Genomic DNA, 3,329 nt, shown 5'->3' on the forward strand with positions numbered 1-3,329 from the left:
GCGCCGTGTCGCTCGGCGTCGCCGCCCTCGGCCTGCCGCTGTTCGCGCAGGCCGCCGACACCATCAAGGTCGGCATCCTGCACTCGCTGTCGGGCACGATGGCGATCTCGGAGACCGTGCTCAAGGACACGGCCCTGATGACGATCGCGGAAATCAACGCCAAGGGCGGCGTGCTCGGCAAGCAGCTCGAACCCGTCGTCGTCGACCCGGCCTCCAACTGGCCGCTGTTCGCCGAGAAGGCCAAGCAGCTGATCAGCCAGGACAAGGTCGCCGTGATGTTCGGCTGCTGGACCAGCGTGTCGCGCAAGTCGGTGCTGCCGGTCGTCGAGGAACTCAACGGCCTGCTGTTCTACCCGGTGCAGTACGAAGGCGAAGAACTCAGCAAGAACGTCTTCTACACCGGCGCTGCCCCCAACCAGCAGGCCATCCCCGCGGTCGAATACCTGATGAGCAAGGCCGGTGGCGGCGCCAAGCGCTTCGTGCTGCTCGGCACCGACTACGTCTACCCGCGCACCACCAACAAGATCCTGCGCGCCTTCCTGAAGAGCAAGGGCGTGAAGGACAGCGACATCGACGAGAAGTACACGCCGTTCGGCCACAGCGACTATCAAACCATCGTCGCCGACGTCAAGAAGTTCTCGGCCGGCGGCAAGACGGCCGTGATCTCCACCATCAACGGCGACTCCAACGTGCCCTTCTACAAGGAACTGGGCAACCAGGGCCTGAAGGCGACCGACGTGCCGGTCGTGGCCTTCTCGGTCGGCGAAGAGGAACTGCGCGGCGTCGACACCAAGCCGCTCGTGGGCCACCTCGCGGCATGGAACTACTTCATGTCGATCAAGAACCCGACCAACGACGCCTTCAAGAAGCAGTGGGCCGAGTACGCGAAGGCGAAGAACCTGCCGGGCGCCGACAAGCCGCTCACCAACGACCCGATGGAAGCCACCTACATCGGCATCCACATGTGGGCGCAGGCCGTCAAGAAGGCCGGCAGCACCGACACCGACAAGGTCATCGCCGCGATGGCAGGCCAGACCTTCCCGGCCCCGGGCGGCTTCGTCTCGACGATGGACGCGAAGAACCACCACCTGCACAAGCCGGTGTTCATCGGCGAGGTCAAGGCMGACGGCCAGTTCAACGTGGTGTGGAAGACGCCGGCGCCGGTCAAGGCCAAGCCGTGGAGCCCGTACATCGAAGGCAACGACAAGAAGAAGGACGAGCCCGAAAAGAAATAAGGCCCCCCAGTCGCTTCGCTCCTGCCCCCAAGGGGCGCCTCCCAGCGGCCCGGCAAAGCCGGTTCCGCGGGAGTTGCTTGATGGGGCGGCTCGCTGCGCGGCCGCTCCCTTGCAGATTGAGTCGTGATGACGGAACGCTGGTCGATTTCTCTGTTGCGTCGCCTGGCGATGCTGATGCTCGGGCTGTGCGCTCTGGCCGCGTCTGGCATGAGCCACGCGTTGACGCCCCCGCAGGTGCTCGCGCTCGCCAAGGGCGAGAACGAGGAGCGCATCGCCGCGCTGCAGGCCTCGCTCGCACGCGGCGATGACGGCCTCGCCGCCTTCGTGCAGGCGATGCTCGACGACGCGGTGAAGCTGGCCGGCGACAAGGTGTTCGTCGTGCACGGCGACAAGGCGAGCAACGCCGCGACCGGTGCCGAGGCCAAGCTGCCCGACGGCGCCGAGGACGTGATCAACAGCAACCAGATGCGCCGCGAGCTCGAAGGGGCCCTCGCGGCGCTGAAGCTCTTCTCGCACGACGTCGGCGAGCGCCGCACCGCGATCAAGGCGTTGAAGGAAGAGGCCGACGAAGGCCGCCTGCCGCTGATCGAGAAGGCGCTCGCGGCCGAGGCCGAGGCCTCGCTGAAGGAACAACTCACTCAAGTGCGCGCCGCCATCCTGGTGTCGTCGACCGACGCCGGCAAGCGCATGGAGGCCGCCCGCGCACTCGCCGGCAGCCTGACGCCGGCCACCAAGACGCTGATCCTCGAACGCCTCAAGCCCGCGGCCGAAGGCGGCGAGAGCGAGACCGACATCCGCAGCCAGCTCGGCATCGCGCTCGATGCGATCAACGCGCGCCTCGCCTGGGGCGAGCGGCTCGGCGTGCTGTTCACCGGCGTCAGCCTCGGCAGCATCCTGCTGCTGGTCGCGCTGGGCCTCGCCATCACCTACGGGCTGATGGGCGTGATCAACATGGCGCACGGCGAGCTGATGATGATCGGCGCGTACGCCACCTACGTGGTGCAGAACCTCTTCAGGGCGCACCTGCCCGGGATGTTCGATGCCTACGTGATCGTCGCGATCCCGGCTTCGTTCCTTGCGGCCGCGGGGGTCGGCGCGGTGCTCGAGCGCAGCGTGATCCGCTGGCTGTACGGCCGCCCGCTCGAGACGCTGCTCGCCACCTGGGGCATCAGCCTGGTGCTGATGCAGGGCGTGCGTTCGCTCTTCGGCGCGCAGAACGTGCAGGTCGAGAACCCGTCGTGGCTGTCCGGCGGCGTCGACGTGCTGAGCAACCTGACGCTGCCGTTCAACCGCATCGCCATCGTGATCTTCGCGGTGCTGGTGCTGGGCGGCGTGGCCTTGCTGATCTCGCGCACCCGGCTCGGGCTGTTCGTGCGCGGCGTCACGCAGAACCGCCGCATGGCCGCCTGCATGGGCGTCGACACCGCGCGCGTGGACACCTACGCGTTCGCGCTCGGCTCCGGCATCGCCGGCCTCGCCGGCTGCGCGTTGTCGCAGATCGGCAATGTGGGCCCCGATCTCGGCCAGGGCTACATCGTCGATTCGTTCATGGTCGTGGTGCTCGGCGGCGTCGGCCAGCTGGCGGGCACCGTCTACGCGGCGCTCGGCCTGGGCGTGCTCAACAAGCTGCTCGAAGGCTGGCAGGGCGCCGTGCTCGCGAAGATCATGGTGCTGGTCTTCATCGTCATCTTCATCCAGAAGCGGCCGCAAGGCATCTTCGCGATGAAAGGCCGGAGTGCCGAAGCATGAGCGCAATCCTTCCCACACCCGCGCGGCCGGTCGGACCTTCGACCTCGCTGCTGTCGATGAAGGCCTGGAGCGGCGTCTTCGCTGCGCTGGTCTGCGTCGTCGTGCTGGCGCCGGTGCTGAACCTCGCCGTGCCGGCCGGCAATGCGCTGCACCTGAGCGACTACGCGATCAGCCTGGTCGGCAAGATCATGTGCTACGCGATCTGCGCGCTGGCGATGGACCTGATCTGGGGCTACACCGGCATCCTGTCGCTCGGCCACGGCGTGTTCTTCGCGCTCGGCGGCTACGCGATGGGCATGTACCTGATGCGCCAGATCGGGCGCGACGGCAACTACCAGTCCGACC

General features: G+C 67.4%; 3 protein-coding genes. All 3 read left to right on the forward strand.

Annotated elements, in window-relative coordinates; all coding sequences use genetic code 11:
* The first annotated feature begins 5 nt into the window (after positions 1 to 5).
* Positions 6 to 1,235, forward strand: coding sequence for an urea ABC transporter substrate-binding protein (gene urtA / locus AC1D15_RS23205; protein ID WP_477827831.1), 1,230 nt, complete (start codon positions 6 to 8; stop codon positions 1,233 to 1,235).
* A 207-nt stretch (positions 1,236 to 1,442) separates the two neighbouring features.
* Positions 1,443 to 2,984, forward strand: a complete 1,542-nt coding sequence (urtB, locus tag AC1D15_RS23210) for an urea ABC transporter permease subunit UrtB (RefSeq protein WP_477827829.1) — start codon at positions 1,443 to 1,445, stop codon at positions 2,982 to 2,984.
* Positions 2,981 to 3,329, forward strand: a 349-nt coding sequence (locus tag AC1D15_RS23215) for an ABC transporter permease subunit (protein ID WP_477827830.1), incomplete at its 3' end; no start/stop codon positions are given. The genes urtB and AC1D15_RS23215, both read left to right, overlap by 4 nt.

The organism is Rhizobacter sp. P2_H2 (genome assembly GCF_056403375.1).

Bases quoted from the DNA above. Each gene is read 5' to 3' on its own strand.
- urtB (WP_477827829.1), top strand. From the start codon at position 1,443: ATGAGCCACGCGTTGACGCCCCCGCAGGTGCTCGCGCTCGCCAAGGGC.